This is a genomic window from Segatella asaccharophila, assembly GCF_054687055.1.
Map to the genome: position 1 here is coordinate 17,399 of NZ_BAACAN010000002.1, position 22,210 is coordinate 39,608.

At 45.0% G+C, this 22,210-nt stretch carries 16 protein-coding genes and 1 tRNA gene; 10 read left to right on the forward strand and 7 right to left on the reverse strand.

Going from position 1 to position 22,210, the window contains the following annotated elements:
* The first annotated feature begins 10 nt into the window (after nt 1–10).
* Together ACYRYG_RS01415 and ACYRYG_RS01420 are read left to right on the forward strand one after the other, a co-directional pair.
* Complete coding sequence (locus ACYRYG_RS01415) at nt 11–895, forward strand: MBL fold metallo-hydrolase (RefSeq protein ID WP_294076783.1); 885 nt, start codon at nt 11–13, stop codon at nt 893–895.
* Nucleotides 896–900: 5 nt separating this feature from the next.
* Nucleotides 901–1,716 carry an MBL fold metallo-hydrolase gene (locus ACYRYG_RS01420; RefSeq protein WP_460197399.1) on the forward strand — a complete coding sequence of 272 codons (816 nt, stop codon included), beginning with the start codon at nt 901–903 and terminating at the stop codon, nt 1,714–1,716.
* Nucleotides 1,717–2,082: 366 nt separating this feature from the next.
* Here the strand turns inward: ACYRYG_RS01420 and ACYRYG_RS01425 are convergent.
* From ACYRYG_RS01425 to ACYRYG_RS01450, 6 genes are all read right to left on the reverse strand, one after another.
* Nucleotides 2,083–2,156, reverse strand: a tRNA-Cys gene (locus tag ACYRYG_RS01425).
* Nucleotides 2,157–2,415: 259 nt separating this feature from the next.
* Nucleotides 2,416–4,887 (reverse strand): ferrous iron transport protein B, encoded by a 2,472-nt coding sequence (gene feoB / locus ACYRYG_RS01430; protein WP_293417031.1) that lies wholly within the window; start codon nt 4,885–4,887, stop codon nt 2,416–2,418.
* Nucleotides 4,888–5,057: 170 nt separating this feature from the next.
* Nucleotides 5,058–5,783: an ATP-binding cassette domain-containing protein gene (locus ACYRYG_RS01435; RefSeq protein ID WP_293417034.1), complete on the reverse strand. Its 726-nt coding sequence runs from the start codon at nt 5,781–5,783 to the stop codon at nt 5,058–5,060.
* Nucleotides 5,784–5,798: 15 nt separating this feature from the next.
* Nucleotides 5,799–9,161, reverse strand: a complete 3,363-nt coding sequence (gene secA / locus ACYRYG_RS01440; RefSeq protein ID WP_293417037.1) for a preprotein translocase subunit SecA — start codon at nt 9,159–9,161, stop codon at nt 5,799–5,801.
* A gap of 84 nt (nt 9,162–9,245) precedes the next feature.
* Complete coding sequence (locus tag ACYRYG_RS01445; protein WP_293417040.1) at nt 9,246–9,647, reverse strand: hypothetical protein; 402 nt, start codon at nt 9,645–9,647, stop codon at nt 9,246–9,248.
* Nucleotides 9,647–10,852, reverse strand: a complete 1,206-nt coding sequence (locus ACYRYG_RS01450; protein ID WP_293417043.1) for an Lnb N-terminal periplasmic domain-containing protein — start codon at nt 10,850–10,852, stop codon at nt 9,647–9,649. The genes ACYRYG_RS01445 and ACYRYG_RS01450 overlap by 1 nt, the downstream gene beginning before the upstream one ends.
* Nucleotides 10,853–11,037: 185 nt before the next feature.
* On the opposite strand from ACYRYG_RS01450, the gene ACYRYG_RS01455 reads away from it, so the two are divergent.
* From ACYRYG_RS01455 to ACYRYG_RS01470, 4 genes are all read left to right on the forward strand, one after another.
* Nucleotides 11,038–12,339, forward strand: coding sequence for a hypothetical protein (locus ACYRYG_RS01455; protein WP_293417046.1), 1,302 nt, complete (start codon nt 11,038–11,040; stop codon nt 12,337–12,339).
* On the forward strand, nt 12,339–12,998 hold the full coding sequence (gene lptC / locus ACYRYG_RS01460; protein ID WP_293417049.1) for an LPS export ABC transporter periplasmic protein LptC: 660 nt from the start codon (nt 12,339–12,341) through the stop codon (nt 12,996–12,998). Before ACYRYG_RS01455 ends, lptC begins: the two co-directional genes overlap by 1 nt.
* A 53-nt stretch (nt 12,999–13,051) precedes the next feature.
* Complete coding sequence (locus tag ACYRYG_RS01465; RefSeq protein ID WP_293417052.1) at nt 13,052–14,311, forward strand: hemolysin family protein; 1,260 nt, start codon at nt 13,052–13,054, stop codon at nt 14,309–14,311.
* A gap of 188 nt (nt 14,312–14,499) precedes the next feature.
* Nucleotides 14,500–16,662, forward strand: coding sequence for a peptidylprolyl isomerase (locus ACYRYG_RS01470; protein WP_460197403.1), 2,163 nt, complete (start codon nt 14,500–14,502; stop codon nt 16,660–16,662).
* 143 nt (nt 16,663–16,805) lie between these two features.
* Here ACYRYG_RS01470 and yihA read toward each other — a convergent pair whose 3' ends face one another.
* Complete coding sequence (gene yihA, locus ACYRYG_RS01475) at nt 16,806–17,402, reverse strand: ribosome biogenesis GTP-binding protein YihA/YsxC (RefSeq protein WP_293417058.1); 597 nt, start codon at nt 17,400–17,402, stop codon at nt 16,806–16,808.
* Nucleotides 17,403–17,580: 178 nt separating this feature from the next.
* Between yihA and ACYRYG_RS01480 the strand changes: the two genes are divergently transcribed.
* The 4 genes from ACYRYG_RS01480 to gmd all read left to right on the forward strand — a co-directional run bounded on the left by ACYRYG_RS01480 (nt 17,581) and on the right by gmd (nt 22,192).
* Nucleotides 17,581–18,564, forward strand: a complete 984-nt coding sequence (locus tag ACYRYG_RS01480; protein WP_293417061.1) for a Gfo/Idh/MocA family protein — start codon at nt 17,581–17,583, stop codon at nt 18,562–18,564.
* A gap of 24 nt (nt 18,565–18,588) precedes the next feature.
* Nucleotides 18,589–19,776, forward strand: coding sequence for a DUF4421 domain-containing protein (locus ACYRYG_RS01485; RefSeq protein WP_460197405.1), 1,188 nt, complete (start codon nt 18,589–18,591; stop codon nt 19,774–19,776).
* A 2-nt stretch (nt 19,777–19,778) separates the two neighbouring features.
* Nucleotides 19,779–20,639, forward strand: a complete 861-nt coding sequence (locus tag ACYRYG_RS01490) for an N-acetylmuramoyl-L-alanine amidase-like domain-containing protein (RefSeq protein ID WP_293417065.1) — start codon at nt 19,779–19,781, stop codon at nt 20,637–20,639.
* A 467-nt stretch (nt 20,640–21,106) separates the two neighbouring features.
* Entirely contained in the window at nt 21,107–22,192 is a 1,086-nt protein-coding gene (gmd, locus tag ACYRYG_RS01495; RefSeq protein ID WP_293417067.1) for a GDP-mannose 4,6-dehydratase, read from the forward strand.
* Nucleotides 22,193–22,210: the final 18 nt, after the last annotated feature.

Below are 22,210 nucleotides of genomic sequence, written 5' to 3' on the forward strand. Positions count from 1 at the left end.
CCTATTGATAATGCTGAATTTTATTGCCATCGGTAGTGGAAGTAGCGGCAATTGCTACTACCTGTCTAATGGGACAGATTCCTTACTGATTGATTTAGGAGTGGGGATCAATACCCTGAAAAGATGTTCTCGGGAAGACCATATAGATTTTACCCGGATTCCTTGTATACTGATTACCCACGATCATTCTGATCATATCAAACTGGTAGGTCGTATCAGTGCCGATTACCATATTCCCGTCTATGCTACCAGGGAGGTGCATGATGGAATAGAGCGGAGCGTAGAGCACAACAATGAGTGTGTCAGCAGACGCTGCCTCTCTTCTCATAGCAAGAGTATTTCAGGTATCCAGAAGCAGATTCCTCCTGAGTGCAGACGCTTTATCAGAAAGGGTGTTCCTTTTATATCCGGCTCTTTTAAAATCACCCCTTTCGGAGTGCCTCATGATAGTTCGGATAATGTAGGATATGCCATTGAATCCGAGGGAATTATGTTTTGCTTGATGACTGATATTGGACATTTTACAGAGGAGATGCTGACGTATATAGGGAAGGCTGATTATCTGGTGATTGAAGCTAATCATGATCAGAACAAATTAATGAATGGGCCTTATCCTATGTACTTGAAGCAGCGTATCCTGGGGGAGACTGGTCATCTGAGTAATACGGATTGTGGAATAGCCTTGGCCGAATATGCCTCCTGTCATCTTCGTCACATCTGGCTCTGTCATTTGAGTAAGACAAACAATTCTCCTGAACTGGCCCTCTCAGAGGTAAAGGAGACGATCCGGGACGATGTGGAGGAGGGGCAGAGAGGGCAGAATTTTGTCCTTCAGGTTCCTATAGACGTACTTGAAAGAGGCAAAACAAGCCCTGTCTTTCAATTGGGAGAATAGAATTGATGAGATTTGTTTCTTTAGGCAGTGGGACGAGCGGAAACTGCTATTTCCTCTATACAGATACGGATTCCCTTCTCATTGATGCGGGAGTGGGACTGAGAGTCTTGAAAAAACGGTTTTTGAATCGTGGCTTAAATTTCGGGATGATCAGGAATATTCTTGTTACCCATCCTCATGCGGATCATGTGAAGTCGGCCGGGAGCCTCAGCGCTGATTATCATATTCCGGTCTTTGCAACGGAGAAAGTCTTTAATGGAATTGTTCGTAATGCCAGTGTAAGGAGGAAGATACCTCAACCGTTTATGCACATTATTGAGGAGGGCGTTCCTTTCCGGTTAGGACCTTTTCGTATTACGCCGGTGGAAGTGCCTCATAATTGTCCTGAAAATGTGGGATATGTTATTGAAGAGGGTGAGGTTACTTTCTGCCTGATGACGGATATGGGATCTCTGACCCCAGGTATAGAAAATGCGATCCGGAGGTCTGACTATCTGGTTATAGAGGCAAATTATAATTCAGATATGTTGTTGCAGGGCCCTTATCCGGATAAGATGAAGAAACAGATTATGAGTGACAGGGGACATTTCAGTAATGAGGATTGTGGCAGGGCATTAGCTGATCATGCCGCCCCGCACCTTCGTCATGTCTGGCTTTGCCATCTAAGTGAAATGAATAATACGCCTGCCATAGCCTGTGCAGATGTGAAACGGGTAATAGAAGAGTCAGTGAAGGAAGATCCGCAGAGAAGTTTCCTGAAGATTCTTCCTGTTGAGGCTTTATCTCGTAAAATTCCCAGTGAGGTTTTTGAATTGAAATAAGATGGTTCAAATTATATGGTTTTTTAACGATAAGAATCATAATCACTGATTCTTACGACGATAGTCACTTGTGACCGATATGGTGCATTTTGCCCCCCCCCGAAATGGTTCATAATGCTCCTCCATGAGAATATCGCCTGGAATCAGGCGTCAAAATCAGTGACTTTAAGGCCTTAAAATCAGAGGTATACTGTAAAAACAACGGCCTATATTTGAGCCACTTTATTCCTGAAACATAATAAGATGGTTAAAACCCAACTTTATAAAATGATCCCACGATAGTCATTGTAGTACGGCTAAAACGAGGATTTATAATAAAACTGAAAAGCGGGAAGCCTTTATTTAAAGGGCTTCCCGCTAATTGTATGGAGGTACCAAGCAGAGTCGAACTGCTCTCCACGGTTTTGCAGACCGTTACCTAACCGCTCGGCCATGGTACCATTCTGTTTTACGGTTGCAAAGGTAAAATTTTTATTTTGTTCTTCCAAATTTTTTGCTCCTTTTTTTCTTCTTTCTTTTACAGGTGTCATAAAAGGCACATCCCGCACAGCGATAGTCTTTACAAAGCAGATTGCGCTTGATCGTTTTGTAAGTGCTGATCGCTATGTAGACGATTGCGACAGTCAGAATTAGTCCGATGATGATATATTGTATGATCATGTCTCTACCCGTTAGAGGGGTGGTTTTGTTTACTTCTTGCTATATCAGGAATTTGCCAACCTGAAAGACGGCTGCACTGATGATCCACGCCAGCAGACACGTGTATCCTGCCGCAAATCCTGCCCATTTCCAGCTCCCTGTTTCCCCCTTGATTGCCGCGATGGTCGCTATGCAGGGGACATACAGAAGGACAAAGAGAAGATAACAGTAGGCAGTTAGTCCTGCTATAGGACCGGCCTGTGATACGCTGATTCCATCTGATTGAGCTATGTCTTTTACCATTTCCTGATGTATCCTGTCAGTTCCATTGGAACCTTGGGGTACCGCCTCCTGGTTTGCGTAGAGTACTCCAAGGCTGGAGGCTACAATTTCCTTTGCGGCCACACCTGCGATCAGACCGACATCCAGCTTCCAGTTGAATCCCTGAGGACGAAATACCGGTGCTATCGTCCGTCCTATCTTGCCAAGATAGCTCTGTTCCTGTTGTTGCTGTGCTGTAAGTTTTTCAGAATGAGGAAAGTAACCTAATGCCCATACGATGATACTTCCCACTAAGATGACCCCGGCCATTTTCTTTAAGTATTGCTTGCCCTTTTCCCATGTATGGCGGCCCATAGCCTTCCATGTAGGGAACCGGTAAGGTGGCAGTTCCATGACAAATGGCGTATCTTCGCCCTTAAAGAAGAGTTTGCCGAACAGCAGACTCATCAGGATAGCCATGATGATGCCAATGAAGTAAAAGGAGGTAATGATGAGTCCTCGGTATTTCAACGGGAAGAATATTCCACAGATCATGACATAGATAGGTATGCGTGCCGTACAACTCATCATGGGGATGATCAGCATGGTGATGAGACGGGAGCGCTTGCTTTCTATGGTCCGAGTAGCCATAACAGCAGGGACATTACAGCCGAATCCCATGATCAGAGGGATGAACGACTTGCCGTGGAGTCCCATCTTATGCATCAACTTATCCATGATGAAGGCTGCACGTGCCATATAGCCTGAGTCTTCCATGAAGGAGATGAAGAAATAAAGGATGAGAATTTGTGGTACGAATACGACCACAGCTCCGACACCGCCTATAATACCGTCTACGATCATTGCCTTGACGGGGCCGTCAGGCATGGTCGTACTGATTACATTTCCCAACGCATTAATTCCATCTTGCAGCCATTCCTGAGGATAGGCACCTAATATGAAGGTGGCAGAGAACATGATAAAAAGGATCAAAAAAAAGATAGGGAATCCTATCCATTTGTTAGTGAGTATTTTATCGATCTGATGGGTAATCTGGTAGCTGTTCTTTTTCTTTCCAGTATGGTAACCGGCTTCCTCCAGAGCGCCGTGGATGAATCCGTATTTGGCATCCATGATAGCCGTTTCACTGTCTTCCCCCGTCTCTTCCTTGACTCTGGCAGCTGCGGTATCCCTATGAGCAAATATTTCCTTGGCATCAGGAAATTTCGATACCAGACTTTCTACGTCCTTGTCCTGTTGAAGGAGTTTGATGGCCAGGTAACGGGTGGAATAGCTTTGGCGGAGGTCTTTTTCTTTTTTCAGGTGTTCCTGTATTTCTTTGATGCCATTTTCAATTTCGTGACCATGATTGATATGAATGTGTCGGAAGTGAGGGTCACTTCCTTCTTCGGATTCATATACCCTGATGATCTGGTGAAAAAGTTCCTGGACGCCTTTTCCTCTTTTAAAGACGGTAGGAACCATGGGTATGCCCAGTAGTTCGCTGAGTTTGTCCCGGTCCACAAAATCTCCACGTTGATTGGCCTCATCGTAGAAATTAAGAGCTACGACCATGCTGATATGCATGTCGATCAGTTCTGTAGTGAGATAGAGGTTACGTTCGAGGTTGAAAGCATCGACGACATTGATGACTACATCCGGAGTTTTCTCTATAAGTTGTTTTCTTACATAGATCTCCTCGGGTGAATAGGCGGAGAGGGAATAGGTGCCCGGAAGGTCAACCAGATTGAATTCATACCCTTCAAATTCTGCGTGTCCTTCCTTTGCATCTACAGTGACACCGGCATAGTTGCCTACACGTTCATGAGCACCTGAGGCAAAGTTGAAAAGAGAAGTCTTGCCACAGTTAGGGTTGCCTACCAGTGCTACATTGATCACCCTGTGCTTTTCATCTGCGGCTTCCTCCCATTCCTTATTGATGAAAGGGCGGTCATCCGGGTCTTTGGCATCTGCAACAGTCCGTAGAGAAGGTTTCCCCTCAGCTACTTCTTCTTTCTTCTTTTCTTTTTCTATTGCTTTGGCTTCTTCGAGTGAGATGACTTCAATGAGTGCAGCTTCACTGTGCCTTAGAGATACTTCATATCCCATTACCCTGTATTTCACCGGGTCTTTTAACGGTGCATTCAGTAGGGCTTCCACTGTTTTACCTTTAATAAAGCCCATTTCAATGATTCTTTTACGGAAACCTCCATGACCGGAGACTTTTACGATTACTGCTTTTTCTCCTGTTTTAAGTTCTGATAATTTCATCTTTTACCGTTTATTCCTGTTCTGGTTGCAAATGTAGGTATAATTCATGGTAATTGGATTGACTGAAGACACTTATATTTAAGAATACCTACAAATGGTGAAGCGAGAATGGCTGATTCTGATTTTTCCTGCTTTCAGGTGATGGCATCTTCATTCTATAGTCAGAAAGACTATCTTTCAAAATAGTTATCCAGTTCTTGATTTGCTGAACCATTTTCATTGATGAGGTTTTTGAGTATGTGTCCCTTTTCCATAAGGATAATATGATCGCTGATTTCTACAGTATGCTGGAGGTTATGACTGGACAGAAGGATGGTGGCCTTTCTTTCCTGCTGATAGGTAGTCAAAAGCCTTTTCAAACAGTTCTGACCCGATGGGTCCAGAAAATTAAAGGGCTCATCCAGAATGAGAAGTTGGGGCCGGTTGATCATTGCGCCGATAATGCCGATCTTCTGTTTGTTTCCTGCAGAGAAATCCCGGATAAGTTTTTTCTGTCCGATTATTTCATCACCCATGAAGCTCTGTAGGGAAGAGAGTTGCTGCTGGAGTGTGTCCAGCGGCACTTGATTGATTTCTGCAATGAATTCAAAGTATTCTTCCGGGGTAAGAAAATCAATGAGAAAGCCCTCATCAATATAGGCACCGGTGAACTCCTTCCACTCTTCAGATTCAGCCGGGTTGATGTCGATGCTTCCCTTTTCCGTCAGGAACGTGAGATTTACGGATCCTGCATCACTTTTCAAAAGATCAAGGATCAGCCGGAACACAGTCGTCTTGCCGGCACCGTTATTTCCTACAATACCTGTGATTCCTCCTGAAGATAAGAAAAGTTCGGGGATGTCGACAGCTGTCTTTTCCCCGAACTTTTTAATGAGATGATGGAGTTCGATCTTCATAATCCCAACCTATGTTTAAAACAAGTTCCTTCCGTGGCAATACTTGAATTTCTTTCCACTTCCACACGGACAAGGGTCATTAGGGCGTGGCATCTTTTCTGCCCGGTAGGGGATATGGTTGCGTGTCGGCGCCCCCCCATTTCTGGTATCCTGGCGCATTGCAGCTTGTTGAGCCTCACGCTCCACACGTCTTCCCTCATCGTTAAGATCGTTTTTCTGTTCATTATAGCGTCTGGAGTGTTGCTCTGGTGCAGCTTCCTGAACCTGTTGTTGCATTTCTGGAATCTGGCCACGCATCAGAATTTCTGCGATGCGGTTGTTCATCTCATCAATCATGGAATCCCATACCTTCACGCTTTCAAGTTTGAAAACCAGCAGAGGGTCTTTCTGTTCATAACTTGCATTCTGTACAGAATGGCGAAGGTCATCCAACTGGCGGAGATTTTCTTTCCATTCATCGTCAATGATATGGAGCATGATGACCTTTTCAAACTGTTTGACCGCTGACTTAGCCTCCGAGTCGTATGCTTCCTTCAAGTTGCAAGGAATATTATAGACTCGTTTGCCATCAGTGACTGGTACCATAATACGCTGGTATATCTGGCCTTGCTTTTCATAAACATCCTTGATGATCGGCCAGGCAACAGACTGGATGCGGTCCGTCTTGCGCTTGAAGTCAGCCATGGCTGACTGGAATGCCCGTTCTGCGAGATCATTCTTGTTTCCATTTTCGAATTCATCGGCATCAAACGGAATTTCCATGGCCAGGACCTTGAGGAATTTTTCGGAAGCTTCTTCAAAATCATTATTGGTGACAATGTTCACTACCCGGTCCCAGATCACATTTGTAATATCCATGCCGATTCGTTCACCCATGAGGGCGTGGCGGCGCTTTTCATAAATGACGGTACGCTGCTTGTTCATCACGTCATCATATTCGAGCAGGTGCTTACGGATACCGAAATTGTTTTCTTCAACTTTCTTCTGGGCCCGTTCGATGCTCTTGGAGATCATCGGACTCTCGATGCGCTCTCCTTCGGAAAAGCCTAAGCGGTCCATGACTTTTGCTATACGCTCAGAACCGAAGAGACGCATCAGTTTGTCTTCCAGACTGACATAGAATACGGAGGATCCCGGGTCTCCCTGACGGCCTGCACGGCCACGCAACTGACGGTCTACACGGCGACTTTCATGCCGCTCAGTACCAATGATGGCCAGACCGCCGGCAGCCTTGACTTCAGGAGTCAACTTGATATCGGTTCCACGACCGGCCATATTCGTTGCAATGGTGATGGCCCCCAGCCCGTTTTCACTGCGTCCTGCCTCTGCTACAATCATAGCCTCTTTCTGGTGGAGTTTGGCATTCAATACATTATGAGGAATGTCACGCATCTTCAGCATCTTGCTCAGCAACTCGGAGATTTCCACGGAAGTTGTACCTACCAGACAGGGGCGTCCACTGTCCCGCATCGTTATAATCTCATCAATGACAGCCTTGTATTTTTCTCGAGCTGTCTTATAGATACGATCTTCCATATCCTTGCGGATTACAGGCTTGTTGGTCGGTATCTCTACTACATCCAGTTTATAGATGTCCCAGAATTCACCGGCTTCAGTACTGGCGGTACCCGTCATTCCGGCCAACTTATGGTACATACGGAAGTAGTTCTGGAGGGTGATAGTGGCATAAGTCTGGGTAGCAGCCTCTACCTTAACATGTTCCTTAGCTTCAATGGCCTGATGCAGACCGTCACTCCACCGGCGGCCTTCCATGATACGGCCTGTCTGCTCATCAACGATTTTTACTTGTCCGTCCATGACGACATATTCGTCATCCTTGTTGAACATGGTATAGGCTTTGAGGAGCTGCTGCAGGGTATGTACCCGTTCACTCTGTACACTGTAATGTGTCAGCAGGTCATCTTTCTTGTCTATGTATTCTTCATCCGTGTATTTACCTTCTTCTTTCTCTTTCTCAAGATCTGAAAGTTCACTGGCAATATCAGGAAGCACGAAAAGTTCAGGATCGTTGGTCTGTTTAGATAACCATGCATCCCCCCGGTCCGTCGTATCAGCAGAATTCATCTTTTCGTCGACAACGAAATACAGAGGTTCAATGGCTTTTGGCATTTCCCGGTTGTTATTAGCCATATAGAACTCTTCCGTTTTTAGCATACCTGCCTTTATTCCTTCTTCAGAGAGATATTTGATCAAAGGTTTATATTTCGGCAGTGCCTTATAAGAACGGTAAAGAGCAAGGAAGCCTTCGTCCAGTGTTTTCTGGTCGTTGTTCTGTTTCCCATTGGTGATCTTCTGTCTTGCCTCAGCCAGCATCTCCGTAGCCTGCCGGCGCTGTACTTCATAGAGACGTTCTACGAGTGGCTGGTATTCCTCATACATCTGGTCGTCACCTTTGGGGATAGGACCGGAGATAATCAGTGGGGTACGTGCATCATCGATCAAGACAGAGTCAACTTCATCCACAATGGCATAGTTGTGTTTGCGCTGTACGAGATCATCAGGGCTGATAGCCATATTATCACGTAAGTAATCAAAGCCGAACTCATTGTTGGTTCCGAATGTGATGTCTGCCTGATAGGCTTTGCGGCGTTGGGGAGAGTTGGGCTGATGGAGGTCAATACAGTCCACACTCAGTCCGTTGAATTCATAGAGAGGGCCCATCCACTGGCAGTCTCGTTTAGCCAGATAGTCATTGACAGTTACCATGTGCACACCCTTTCCGGTCAGTGCGTTCAGGAATACCGGCAGGGTAGCGACGAGCGTCTTTCCTTCACCGGTAGCCATCTCGGCGATCTTGCCTTGGTGAAGGACTACACCTCCGAATAACTGTACGTCGTAATGAACCATGTTCCATCTGATCTTGTTTCCTCCTGCGGTCCATTCATTATGATAGATGGCTTTGTCACCGTCAATAGTGATGAAGTCCTTGTTTGGGTCGGAAGCCAGTGCCCGGTCAAAATCCGTAGCGGTGACGATTGTCTCTTCGTTTTCTGTAAAGCGGCGGGCTGTATCTTTCATGATGCTGAAGGCAATCGGCATGACTTCATTCAGGGCATCTTCATATTTATCGTCTGCATCCTTGTTCAGTTTGTCTATCTGATCGAAGACGGCCTCACGTTCATCTATTGGTACATCCTCAATCGTCGCTTTGAGTTGGGCTATTTTATCCTTTTCTGCCTTGGCTGCATCCTGGACGTATTTTTTTATTTCATTTGTCTTAGCCCGTAACTCATCGTTACTGAGTTTCTTGATATCTGGGTAAGCGGCGTTGATTTTATCCACATAAGGCTTGATCAGTTTCATATCTCGTGTGGATTTGTCACCGAATAGAGATTTGAGAAATTTATTTAAATTCATTTTATATTGATTATTTCTTAAATTATAAAAGTGGTAAGATTCCGTATTCTCTTTGGTCTGCCAAAAGCATAGGGAGACTAAAGGTCACGAGAGTGGATTGGGCCCTCGGATTACTATGGAATAAGAAAGAATAAGTTTGATGTTCTCAGGTAACGGTCTTTCTTCCTTCTGGTATCTCCGTACCGGCTGTGAAATTATTCGGGGTGTTGTGGTATAAAAAGCATCTTTATACAGATGCTGTGTATGGATGATGTCCTGTCCCTTCCCGGCTTTTTTAAAGTTTCGCAGAACAGATAGAATATCGTTTCCTATTGCTTTGGCCTCCGGTGCCATTACTCCTCCGTTGGAGGCGTTTGACAGGGCCAGTTGCAGTGCTGAATGGCAGTCTTTGGCATCTACACCGGTAACAGCCAGTACGACCAGCATCGTTACTATGCAGCGGTTGACGGCGTAATCTTTATGTGCTTTTTCTAATTCTGTGCCCATTATATGCTTATGCCTTCAGTTTGATTTTCCTTGTCTTGGCTCTTTTGCTTATCACGGAGCATTTTCATCTTGAATATGCACCTGAGCAGTAACAGCCATGCCAGTGTTGTGATTCCTTCTGCATACGTTTGAAACACCCCTCCGATGATACCGAATATCAGTAAGGTAGTCCATACTCTCCATAAAGGATGGAGGATACCTTTCCGTTCATTTTTGATGAGAGGATAGGCGAAAAACAGTGTCAGAGGATTAAGAATGAGTATCTGGAAGTTCAGGCTTACTGTAGGCTGCTGGGAAAAGATCATCATGAAAAGGATGATTCCCGGTAGTCCTGTTGCCAGTAATAAAAAGAGGTCAATCCCCCAGAAATTCCGTTTTTTGAAATATTCCAGTGTGCTGAGTGCGATCAGAAGAAGGGCAAACAGAATGGATGCTATTTTCGGCGTGAAGCCTGTATCTGGCAGATAGGTGGCTGATGGAGAAATAAGGTAAGAAGATTTGCTGACCAATGATAGTCTTGACTTGTTCTTGTAACGGTACGTACGGCTGAAATCTTTGCTCAGGTGGTCCGGCAGGAATTCTTGCTGCTTGAAATGGAGTGCCTTGTCGGATTGTATTCCCAGAAGAAGGTCTTCCCCGAAACGGTCCCATCTGTGATTTTCCGTACATTTGTGGATTAGTTCCCTGTAGGAAGGATAAGACTTGGCTGTGTCGGGATTGATCAACCGTCCGGATGCATCCAGATGATTCAAAATCATATCTCTGGCCCGTGTCGTACAGTTGTCGTAGAAGTAATTATAGCGATAGGTGCGATTTTCTGGCAGGTTGTTTTTATTGAGAGCCTGGATAATGTTCCATTTCTCCAGTGGCGTGAGCCGAAGTTGCTGTTCCCTTACCCAACGTCCTTCTTCCCTGTATTCGGACAAGAAGTCTTCCGTGTCCATTACTCCCATCTGATAGTCAGTCAGTCCGAATATGAATCGCAAGACGAAATATTTCTGGCTGAAAGAGAACATTCCGTAGTTGGCTGAGATATCCATTCCGGTAGCATGGTCATTGATACGAATGGCGGTGTGACCGTAAAGACTCCATACTTCTTGCCCGGGACCGCATGTCAGCAGACTGATGTCTACCTGTTCCATGTGCCTGAGGGCAGTTTCGGGAGGAATCCCTGTAGTGGAGGCTGCTGCAGTTGTTAAATTCATTAACAATAAAGACACAGCAACACATAAAATAGATTTGAAACGTTTCACGATGCAAAAATAACTTTAATTTCTGACTTATCGTTCTTTTATATCAAAAATTTTCAATACTTTTGCAAACAAATATGTTAAAATAAGAGATTCGCGATGAGTGACGAGCAAATTGCCAACTCCTAAAAACAAAACGAATGAAGAAATTGATTCTGGCAGTCTTTTTCCTGACTGCAATATCTTTGTCAGTGATGGCTCAGAGTGGCACAAATTCTCCTTACAGTGCATACGGATTAGGAGAACTGGCAGATCAAACTACCGGTTTCAACAGAGGTATGAATGGTGTTGCTCTTGGTTTTCGGGAGCACAATCAGGTCAACTACCTTAATCCGGCATCCTATTCAGCTATAGATTCTTTATCTTTCATATTTGATATGGGTTTTTCCGGCCAGTCTACTCATTTTCGGGAAGCCGGCAAGACGCTGAATGCCAAGAATGCCGATCTGGAATATGTTGTTGCTGGCTTCAGGGCTTTCCGGCATCTGGGAGTCAGTTTCGGAATGGTTCCCTTTACAAATGTAGGATATGATTATACCTTAAGCGGAAATGTGGGGAATGCCACGAGCACAACCTATACAAATACGTATAGTGGCAGCGGAGGTGTTCACCAGGTATATCTGGGTACAGGATGGGAACTTTTCAAAGGTTTCTCCCTGGGTGCAAATGTATCTTATTTGTGGGGAGATTATGACAGGACCATCTCCAATGCCTATTCCGATTCTTATGTTAACACTCTGACACGAGACTATACCGGAACTTTTAAGAATTATAAACTTGACTTCGGACTTCAGTATACCTGTAAGTTGTTGAAGAAAGACTGGTTGACTGTTGGTCTGACTTATACCCCGGGGCATAGCATCGGGGGAGAACCGAAGGTGATTGTTACTTCCACGAATTCTCAGACCTCTGTAGCTGAAGCGGATACGTTGGGCGGAAAATCTTTACATCTCAGTATTCCGGATATGTTTGGGGCCGGATTAACGTGGAATCATAACAACCAGTTGAAAATAGGCTTTGATTATACTTTGCAGAAATGGGGCAAACTCGATTATCCGGAACTCGAAGACAATGACCAGTCCCAGTCCAGTTATGTGTTGAAGAGTGGCATTTTAAAAGACCGTCAGAAAGTGACACTCGGTGGCGAATATTGCCATGGAGAGTATGACCGTCATTTCCTGGGGCGTCTGCGCTATCGTGCCGGTTTTTCCTATGCTACTCCGTATACCACTATTAATGGTGCAAACGGCCCTAAGGAATATTCCGCATCTTTTGGCTTCGGAATTCCCATCGTGAATAGTCTCAATAATCGTTCTTTCTTGAATATAAGTGCCCAGTGGGTACATCGGTCGGCTTCTGGGATGATCAATGAGAATACTTTCAGAATAAATATAGGGATTACCTTCAATGAACGCTGGTTCCAGAAGTTTAAGGTGGAGTAATGAGGAAATCATGGCTCATCATTGTCTGTGTGGTGTTCATTTCTCTTCTTGGTGCATGCCAGCAGGAGGTAGAGCATACGGCTCCGGCTATTCATGACCGTGATTCTGTCCCCGTAATGACTTCTTATGGCGTAAATGCGTTGATTTCCGATTCGGGTGTGATCAAATACCGGATCGTTACGGAACGATGGGTCGTCAATCAGAATGTCAGGCCTTCCCGCTGGATATTCAATAAGGGTGTATTTCTGGAAGCTTTTGATGAACATTTCCATATTTACAGTTACCTTCAGGCTGATACGGCTTACTATTTTGACCAGAAGCGACTTTGGGAACTTCACGGGCGCGTCCGCATCCTGACCAAGGATGGTTTGCGCTTTTCAAGTAATGAACTCTTTTGGGATGAGAACCAGCATGAAATCTATTCTAATCAGTTTTCCCGTTTGGTTACCCCAGACCGGACGCTGCAGGGGACCTATTTCAGAAGTGATGAGCAGATGACCAAGTATTTTGTTTCCAACACGAAAGGCTCATTTGTCAAGGGTGATATGATGTCTGGGGGGAAAGATACAATGCGTACGGCACCGGATTCGATGAAGTCTAAATTAAGACCGCAGGCTGTTCCGAGACCGAAGAACACTTCAATACCGCTGACCCATTGACTTGCATAAAGATAATACCAGAAAATAAGGGAATTGTTGAGAAAGGAATATAAATGAACATACCGCTTTTAGCAGGGATACTATTGACGATGTTGCTCTCCGCCTTCTTCAGTGGAATGGAGATTGCGTTTGTATCAAGTAACAGGATGCTTGCAGAAATGGATAAGGGGAAGAACGGACCGGTTCAGAAATTTCTCTCCGTGTTCTATAATCATCCTAATGGCTTTGTCTCTACTATGCTGGTGGGTAATAATATCGTGCTGGTCATTTATGGTATGCTCTTTGCCAACTTCTTTGACGCAACGCTTTTTAAGGATTTCGGACCTGCCACAAGGGTGATCGGAGATACTCTCCTGTCTACGCTGGTCATCCTTTTTACGGGAGAATTCCTCCCTAAGGTGTTCTTTAAAAGTAATGCAAACCGGTTGCTGGCCTTTTTTTCGCCGATAGCTTACTTCTTCTATATCCTTCTTTGGCCTATATCTAATTTCTCTACCTTTCTTGCCAAGGAATTATTGAAAATACTCGGCGTAAGGCTGGCTAAAGATAATGACGATGAGGGCTTCTCTAAAGTTGACCTTGATTATCTGGTGAGTTCGAGCATTGACAGTGCCAAGGATGACGGGAAGGTGGAGGATGACATGAAGATTTTTCATAATGCTCTGGATTTCCCGGATACGAAAGTACGTGACTGTATGATCCCGCGAACGGAAATCAATGCCGTTGAGGAGAACTGTTCTACAGATGAATTGATGCAGATGTTCATTGAAAGCGGGAATAGCAAGATCATCGTTTATCGGGATGACATTGATCATGTCATAGGCTATATTCATAGCTCTGAGATGTTTCATGATCCTGGTTCCTGGCACCAGCGTATCCGTACGATGCCATTTGTGCCGGAGACCATGGCAGCACAGAAACTGATGCAACTTTTCCTGCAGCAGAAAAAATCACTTGGCGTGGTCGTGGATGAGTTCGGGGGGACGAGTGGTATCGTCAGCCTGGAAGATGTAGTGGAAGAAATTTTCGGAGATATTGAGGATGAACATGACAGCAATCATCTGATTGCGAAACAGACAGATAAGGATACTTATATCCTTTCTGCAAGATTGGAGATAGATAAGGTGAATGAGATGTTTGATCTTGATCTTCCTGAAAGTGAAGATTACATGACCGTGGGGGGATTAATCCTCTATGAATATAAAAGTTTTCCGAAACTTAATGAGGTGATTAAGATCGGAAAGTTCAAGTTTCAAATCATTAAGAACACGATGAAAAAGATAGAATTGGTGAAATTGACTGTTGAAAGTTGAGGTGTTGCCCCTGCCCGGAATATCCTTGCTCTCTGATAGTGAGATAGTTTCTCTTGGCAGAGGAACAACGAGAAATAAGCTCGAAAATTTAATTTTATTAGGAAAGATTCACGTGTTTGATAATTTATTCGTATTTTTGTAGTCACTCTGAAAAAGATAATAATAATATAAATAATAATTGAATAATAATGGCAGCATTAGGAAAAATTAGATCCAGAGGTACCATTCTGATCATCATCATCGGATTGGGTCTCTTTGCTTTTATTGCCGAGGAGTTATTCCGCTCTTGCGAGACGACGTCAAATGACCGCAGGCAGCAGGTAGGTGAAGTGCTCGGTGAGAAAATCAGCGTCAATGACTTTCAAAAGCTTGTTGATGATTATACGGATGTCATCAAGATGCAACAGGGAACTGAAAATATTCCTGAAGATCAGATGAACCAGGTGAAAGATATGGTTTGGAACACGTATGTCCAGACTCATATCGTGGAGAAGGAAGCTAAGGAGCTGGGACTCAGGGTTACTGACCAGGAGATGCAGAACATCCTCAATGAGGGTACGAACCCTATGCTTCTTCAGACTCCGTTCGTCAACCAGCAGACGGGTCGTTTTGATGCCACTGCCCTGCAGAAGTTCCTGGCTGAGTACAAGGCCAATGAAAACAAACCTTCTTCTAACCCTCAGGAGCAGGAGCAGTATGATAAGATCTATAAATATTGGACTTTCATAGAAAAGACACTCCGGCAGCAGGTTCTCGCACAGAAATATCAGAGTTTGTTTGCTCACTGCTTCCTGTCTAATCCTATTGAGGCTAAGATGGCTTTCAAGGAAGATAATCAGGAGAGTTCTATCCAACTGGCTTCTTTCCCTTATTCTGACATCAATGATAGTCAGGTGAAAATTACCAAGGGTGATCTGCAAAAGAAATATGATGAACTGAAACTCCGGTTCAAACAACCTGTCGAGAGTCGGGATATTAGTTATGTAGATGAAAAGGTTGTAGCTTCTCATGCTGATCGTTCTGCGTTGATGAATACATTTCAAGGTTACCAGAAACAACTCGCCACTGCGGCTGATCCTACTAATATCATCCGTAAATCTGAGTCACAGGTTCCTTATTTGGGGGTTCCGGCTCCCAAGGCATTCTATCCTGCTAATATCGCAGCCGAACTGGATTCGATAGGTGTGGGAACTACTACGGGTATCAAGGAAGATAAGCAGGATAATACCTTGAATATTGTCAAATTGATTTCTAAAGTTTCTCTGCCTGATTCCGTGCAGTACCGTTCCATACAGGTCGTAGCAAGTACTCCGGCTGCATCCCGTGAAAAGGCGGATAGCCTCATTAAGGCGCTTCAGAAGGGTGCTAATTTCCAGGCTTTGGCCAAGAAATCAGGCCAGACTGGTAATCAGTCATGGGTAACCAGTCAGCAACTTTTAGGCAGTTTGGTTCAGAATGCTTCTGTGGATAATCGGAAGATGGTAAGTGCCATCCAGAGTGGCCAGGTGAATGCTTACTCGAATATTTCCCTGACTCAGGGCAATATCATCCTTCAGGTGACTGACCGTAAGGGCTTCAAGGATAATTTCCAGGCAGCAATCATCAAGAAGTCCATCGATTTCTCTAAGGATACATATCGTAACGCTTACAATAAGTTTGCTGCTTTTGTGAGTGCTGACCAGACAGCAGGTGCCATTGTTCGCAATGCGGCTCATTATGGCTATAAGGTTCAGTCCTTCAATGATATTACGACTGCGGCTCATTATGTGGGTAACGTCCATGCTACCCGTGATGCCTTAAAATGGATTTTTGACGGAGGGACTCATGAAGGTGCTGTCTCGCCGATGTATGAATGTGGTGACAATGATCACCTGATGGTCGTTATACTTAATAAGATTCATCATGTCGGCTACCGCAGTCTGGATGATCCTCATGTGATGGAAGTTGTTAAGGCTGAGGTCATCAAGGATAAGAAAGCAGCCATGATCATGGCAAAGATCAAGGGCGTGAATAGTATTGGTGCAGCCAAGGCCAAAGGGGCTAAGGTCAGCACAGTCAATCAGGTTACCTTTTCAGCTCCTGTATTCGTAGCTGCTACGGGGGCTAGTGAGCCGGCCCTCTCAGGTGCAGTGTATGCTACACCGAAAGGCAAATTCGTTGACCATGCCGTAAAGGGTAATGCAGGTGTCTATCTCTTCGCAGTTATAAATAAGACCATGCTGCCGGCTAAGTTTGACGAGAAATCGGAAGAGCAGAAGTTGCGCCAGAAAGAAATGCAATATGCAAGTAATTTCATGCAGGAACTTTATCTGAATGCCCATGTGGTAGACAATAGATATTTGTTCTTCTAAATGGTTTTGCCCTGCAACTTGCAGGGTGGACTGATCTGGATAAAAAGAAAGCCCGGTGCTCTATGATGGAGTATCGGGCTTTCTCTTTGTTCATTCCCTTTATTGCCGGCGCACCAGGGATGGTTCCTGAAAGAAAGCAGACTTTATAGGGCCTTCTGGATTTTCTCAATATAGTCCAGGATCTCCTCCCGGCCAGTTTTCTTCAGACTGCTTGTGATAAAATAGGGAGGGAGTGTCTCCCAGGTGTCTTTCAGGGTAGCCATCCATCTTTCTGCATTCTCTTTAGCCTTGACACGGCCTAACTTGTCAGCTTTGGTGAAGATTATGGAAAAAGGTATGTCCTTTTCCCCTAACCAGTCGACGAACTGACGGTCGATATTATGCTGTTCGTGGCGAATATCAATGAGCACAAAAACATTGACGAGCTGCTGGCGCTGCAGGATATAACCTATGATCATCTGATCTAATTTCTGCTTTTCCACTTTAGACCGTTTTGCAAATCCATAGCCTGGAAGATCTACCAGATACCAGGCATCATTAATGATAAAATGATTGATCAGAAGGGTCTTCCCAGGGGTGGAGGAGGTCTTGGCGAGTCCTTTATGGGCACAGAGCATGTTGATGAGACTTGACTTTCCTACGTTACTCCTGCCAATAAAGGCATATTCTGGTTTATCGTCTTTTGGACATAGTTCTACACCGGGTGCAGAGATTATAAATTCTGACTTTTTGATTTCCATAAGAAAAATGATTTATGATGTATGGGGGGCCTGTTTGCAAAGGTAGGAAAAAAAAGAAAAGTATCCGACAATTGAGACTTATATTTGTGATAAATAGCAGGAAGTTAATAAAATGTGTAAAAAAAAAGTTGCCTTTCAGTAGGAAAATATTATCTTTGCATGAAAGATACATGAGATTATGAAAGAGATAAGCTGGGGCTTTATTGGCTGTGGAGAGGTGACCGAGAAGAAATCAGGGCCTGCTTTTAATGCGGTTCAGGGTTCACATGTCGAGGCGGTAATGTGCCGCTCTGAGGTTCAGGTGCGTTCTTATGCTGAGCGCCATCATATTCCTAAATGGTATACAGATGCCCAGGAGCTCATAGATGATCCTGCTGTGAATGCGATCTATATAGCTACGCCTCCTTCCTGTCATGCTACTTATGCTATCATGGCGATGCGTGCGGGCAAACCTTGCTATGTGGAAAAACCGCTTGCTGCACGTTATGCTGACTGTATCCGGGTGAACCGGATCAGCGAGAAGACTGGTGTTCCGTGTTTCGTAGCTTATTATCGTCGTTATCTTCCTTATTTCCAGAAAGTAAAGTCGCTTATACAGAGTGGGGTAATCGGAAAGACGGTGAATGTATTACTGCGCTTTTCGGTGCCTCCCCGAGCGTTGGATTATAAGTCGAAAGGAAAATTGTCCTGGAGACTGAAACCGGATATTTCAGGAGGTGGATATTTTTATGACCTTGCCCCTCATCAGTTCGATCTCCTTCAGGATCTTTTCGGAGTGATCACAAGGGCACACGGCTATCCGGCTAATGTGGCCCATCTCTATCAGGCGGAAGATACTATATCAGCTTGTTTCTTCTTTGAGAGTGGTATCCCGGGAAGTGGCAGCTGGTGTTTTGTCGGGCATGAGAGCGCAAGGGAGGATCGTATTGAGGTCATTGGCACAAAGGGGACCTTGTCTTTTTCTGTATTTAATTATGACCCGATCAAGTTAATTACAAGTGAAGGTACTGTGAGTATTATTGTGCCTAATCCTCCATACGTGCAGCTCCCGATTATCAAGTCGGTCATTGAGGACCTTCAGGGGATCGGCAATTGTTCCTGTACGAGTATATCTGCCACTCCGACCAACTGGGTGCTGGATCGTATCCTTTGGAAAAATTGATTATCTTTTAATCTGTCGCATGTTTTGTTAAGTCTCAGACGATATATTTTCTTTCTTCTTATAGGTGTTTCTCTTGCTTGCTGGGGGAAACAGAAAAGAGGTGCATCCGCTGTAGATGATACTGATTCCCTCTCTCTGAAAACGGGCACATCTGCTTCACCGGAAGGTCACATGGTAGTCAAAGATGACAGTATCATGACTATGCATGTTCATCGTAGCCTCTTTCATCGTATCGGGCATGGACTCTCTCTTTTCTTCCGGGAATTCAATAATTATGATCATTCTTATATAGAGCCTCAGCATTATAACTTTACGGTGATGATGCAGAATACGAATTCCTACGAAGGTTATACGTTGACTACAGCAACGGGCAAACGGGTGTCCCTGGCTCCGGAGGCATCCTATCGGCTGGGGCCTTACGTCGGCTGGCAATGGGTGTTCTTTGGCTATACCATTGATCTCGCGCATATCAGCGTGAGCAAGAATGACCAGAATCGAAAAGAGCTTGACCTGAGTATCTATAGTAATATGCTGGGCATTGATCTCTATTGGAAAAAAACAGGTAATAATTATAAAATCCGGTCGTTGAATTTAGGGGATCATCTGGATACGAGTCCCATGGATAATGAAGATTTTGGTGGTTTCAACTCGAGTATCAGGTCGGTGAATATCTATTATATCTTCAATCATCATTATTTCTCTTACCCTGCTGCCTACAGTCAGAGTACGGTTCAGAAAAAGAGCGTAGGGAGCATGTTGCTGGGACTCGGGTATATGAACCATGAGATAAACATGGATTGGGGGAAATTGGACCAGATGGTACAGAGTCGCCTCGGCTCTAATGTGGAATTGGGATTGGATAGTACTCAGTTCGTAGGAAGTGTACACTATACGGACTGGAATATCAGTGGAGGATACAGTTACAACTGGGTGTTTGCTAAAAACTGGCTTCTCAATGCAAGTCTGTCTCTCGCTATGGCTTATAATTATACGAAAGGGGATGAGAAGCATAATCATTTTACATTCCGTGACTTCAGTATTCATAATTTTAATCTGGATGGTATCGGCAGATTCGGGATTGTTTGGAATAATACACGCTGGTACGCCGGGAGCAGCGCTATTTTTCATTCTTATAACTATAAGAAGAACCGCTTCTCGGCAACAAATTATTTTGGCTCTTTGAATTTCTATGTAGGATTTAATTTTGGTTGAATATGAAAAAAATAGGATTGTTGCTCTTTTTCTTCTGTATATTGCTGTTTCCTGCTCAGGCCCAGGAAGGGGTCAGTTGCTCAAACTCGGATAGGGTGAAAATAACCCAATGGCTTCAGGAAGCAAAAGGGTTGAAAAAAAAGCCTGCTGACTGGATGCTCTATTTTGGACGGAAGTTTATCGGGACGCCCTATGTGGGGAGTACTCTTGATCGGGCCGACCGGGAACGACTGGTCGTGAAGGTCAGTGGGGTAGACTGTACGACTTTTGTTGAACAGGCAGCTGCTCTGGCATTATGCGCTCAGTCTGGTAAATTTACATTCACGGCTTTCTGTGATCGTCTGGTTCATGTTCGTTACATTGGCGGACATATTAGCTATGTGGACAGGGAACATTATTTTACGGTTTGGATCAATGACAATGTCAGGGAAGGAATTGTAACTGATGTTCAGACACCTGATCCTCCTTTCTCTGCGGTTCAGAAAATTGATGTCAACTATATGTCTGTTCATTGGCAGGACTATCACATGCTTAGTGTTCATCCTGAATGGGTCAAAGGTATACGGAAGATGGAAACGGGCATCAATGGTAAAACTTATCGGTATATTCCCAAACGGTTGCTGGGGAATGCCAGACTAATGCGTAGGGCGGTTCGCAATGGTGATATTATTGCCATTGTTACAAATAAGAAAGGACTGGATATCGCTCATGTCGGCATTGCCGTATGGAACAAAAACGGTACCTTGCATCTTCTGAATGCTTCCAGTATTCATCACCGGGTGGTCTTGGAACCTATGACGTTGTTCCAGTATATGGGCGGCCATGCGAGCCAGTTGGGTATCCGGGTATGCCGGTTGAGATAGGCTCTCATCCGTTCTCTGTTGGATAGCCGGCGTATTTCCTCGTAAATCAGGGGCTTTCATCCTTTAAAAATGCTCATTCCGTGAAACATTTTGGGGAATATCTTTTCAGGGACTAAAGAAAAGTGATCAGAAATGACCCGGTATCACAGAAAAAATGTATCTTTGCAATAGACCGCTTCTGTGCTGTAAGGTATGGAAAAAGCTCTCGGTCAGGTTCATAAAACGGTGATTTATCAAAAAGGGGCGCATGGCATCAAGAAGATTGAAAAGCCTTTTGTCAGTGGATAGGTCTTTCTGCAAGGGAAAACGAAAGATATTCAGGAATATCTGAAACAAAACTATCCTCTTCTTCATTTGGTCATGGATCGCAACAATGAGGGTTGAGCCGTATACTGGCCTTGCCACCGTTCCTTCACGGTTTACCTTTATTTTAGAGGGGTTGAATTATCTTGAAAAATAAATATACAATGGAAAAGAAAGTAGCCCTGATAACGGGCATCACGGGCCAGGACGGATCATACCTGGCAGAGTTCCTGATCAATAAGGGTTATGAGGTTCACGGCATTCTCCGCCGTTCTTCATCGTTTAATACGGGTCGTATCGAGCACCTCTACCTGGATGAGTGGGTGAGGGATATGAAAAAGAAACGCCTGGTCAACCTCCACTGGGGGGACATGACGGACTCGTCATCGCTGATCCGGATCATCTCGGAGGTCCAGCCGACGGAGATCTATAACCTTGCCGCCCAGAGTCATGTAAAGGTGAGTTTTGACGTGCCTGAGTATACGGCAGACGTCGTGGCCGTAGGCGTGCTCCGTCTGCTGGAGGCTGTCCGCATCTGCGGTCTGACGCATTCATGCCGGATCTACCAGGCAAGCACGTCGGAGCTTTTCGGCAAGGTGGCCGAGGTCCCACAGAAGGAGACGACACCCTTCCATCCCCGTTCCCCGTATTCAGTGGCCAAACTCTATGGCTACTGGATCATGCAGAATTACAGGGAGAGCTATGGGATGTACTGCTGCAACGGTATCCTTTTCAATCATGAAAGTGAGCGCCGTGGCGAAAACTTCGTCACGAGGAAGATCACGCTGGCAGCCTGCCGCATTGCGGAAGGCTATCAGGACAAACTCTATCTGGGTGATCTGGGTGCACGCCGTGACTGGGGCTATGCAAAGGATTATGTGGAGTGTATGTGGATGATTCTGCAGCAGCCGGAGCCGGATGACTTCGTCATCGCTACAGGGGAGATGCATACCGTCCGGGAGTTCTGTACCCTGGCGTTCCATGACGCGGGCATCGACCTCGAATGGAAAGGAGAAGGCCTGGAAGAGAAGGGCATCGATACGGCTACGGGCCGTGTGCTGGTAGAGGTGGACCCGAAATATTTCCGCCCGGCGGAGGTGGACCAGCTGCTGGGTGATCCTTCCAAGGCGAAGCGCGTCTTGGGCTGGAACCCGCGGCAGACGACATTTACCCAACTGGTCAGGCTGATGGTTGACCATGACCGTAAATATGTGAAGAAACTCTATCTGCGTGCGCAGATGCCGGAATAACGGATATAAAAAACATTG

Bases quoted from the DNA above. Each gene is read 5' to 3' on its own strand.
- ACYRYG_RS01415 (WP_294076783.1), top strand. From the start codon at position 11: ATGCTGAATTTTATTGCCATCGGTAGTGGAAGTAGCGGCAATTGCTAC.
- ACYRYG_RS01420 (WP_460197399.1), top strand. From the start codon at position 901: ATGAGATTTGTTTCTTTAGGCAGTGGGACGAGCGGAAACTGCTATTTC.
- feoB (WP_293417031.1), bottom strand. From the start codon at position 4,887: ATGAAATTATCAGAACTTAAAACAGGAGAAAAAGCAGTAATCGTAAAA.
- ACYRYG_RS01435 (WP_293417034.1), bottom strand. From the start codon at position 5,783: ATGAAGATCGAACTCCATCATCTCATTAAAAAGTTCGGGGAAAAGACA.
- secA (WP_293417037.1), bottom strand. From the start codon at position 9,161: ATGAATTTAAATAAATTTCTCAAATCTCTATTCGGTGACAAATCCACA.
- ACYRYG_RS01445 (WP_293417040.1), bottom strand. From the start codon at position 9,647: ATGGGCACAGAATTAGAAAAAGCACATAAAGATTACGCCGTCAACCGC.
- ACYRYG_RS01450 (WP_293417043.1), bottom strand. From the start codon at position 10,852: ATGAATTTAACAACTGCAGCAGCCTCCACTACAGGGATTCCTCCCGAA.
- ACYRYG_RS01455 (WP_293417046.1), top strand. From the start codon at position 11,038: ATGAAGAAATTGATTCTGGCAGTCTTTTTCCTGACTGCAATATCTTTG.
- lptC (WP_293417049.1), top strand. From the start codon at position 12,339: ATGAGGAAATCATGGCTCATCATTGTCTGTGTGGTGTTCATTTCTCTT.
- ACYRYG_RS01465 (WP_293417052.1), top strand. From the start codon at position 13,052: ATGAACATACCGCTTTTAGCAGGGATACTATTGACGATGTTGCTCTCC.
- ACYRYG_RS01470 (WP_460197403.1), top strand. From the start codon at position 14,500: ATGGCAGCATTAGGAAAAATTAGATCCAGAGGTACCATTCTGATCATC.
- yihA (WP_293417058.1), bottom strand. From the start codon at position 17,402: ATGGAAATCAAAAAGTCAGAATTTATAATCTCTGCACCCGGTGTAGAA.
- ACYRYG_RS01480 (WP_293417061.1), top strand. From the start codon at position 17,581: ATGAAAGAGATAAGCTGGGGCTTTATTGGCTGTGGAGAGGTGACCGAG.
- ACYRYG_RS01490 (WP_293417065.1), top strand. From the start codon at position 19,779: ATGAAAAAAATAGGATTGTTGCTCTTTTTCTTCTGTATATTGCTGTTT.
- gmd (WP_293417067.1), top strand. From the start codon at position 21,107: ATGGAAAAGAAAGTAGCCCTGATAACGGGCATCACGGGCCAGGACGGA.